The organism is Moraxella sp. VT-16-12 (assembly GCF_002224245.2).
Taxonomy (GTDB): domain Bacteria; phylum Pseudomonadota; class Gammaproteobacteria; order Pseudomonadales; family Moraxellaceae; genus Moraxella.
In genome coordinates this window covers 1-351 of the sequence record NZ_NKHK02000057.1, presented here as the reverse complement: position 1 = coordinate 351, position 351 = coordinate 1, and the positions used below count along the sequence as shown (strand labels likewise).

The following is a 351-nucleotide window of genomic DNA, read 5'->3' as shown; positions in this document are numbered from 1 at the left end:
TAAAGCTAAGGCGCTACAAGAAAAAGTTTATATTGAATATGACAAAGTAAAAGCAGATACGTGGGATAGACGTAATATGCGTGTTGAATTTAATCCAAATAAACTTACGCATGAAGAAATGCTTTGGTTAAAACAAAACGTTATCGACTACATGGAAGATGACGGTTTTACAAGATTAGATTTAGCTTTTGATTTTGAAGATGATTTAAGTAATTATTATGCAATGACTGATAAATCAGTTAAGAAAACTATTTTTTATGGTCGTAATGGTAAACCAGAAACAAAATATTTTGGTGTTCGTGACAGTGATAGGTTTATTAGAATTTATAATAAAAAACAGGAACGTAGGGA

Annotated in this window: 1 pseudogene; it reads left to right on the top strand. The window is 29.9% G+C overall.

The window, feature by feature from the left end:
* Window positions 1–351, top strand: a pseudogene (locus CEW93_RS10740) (replication initiation factor domain-containing protein); the annotation flags it as partial.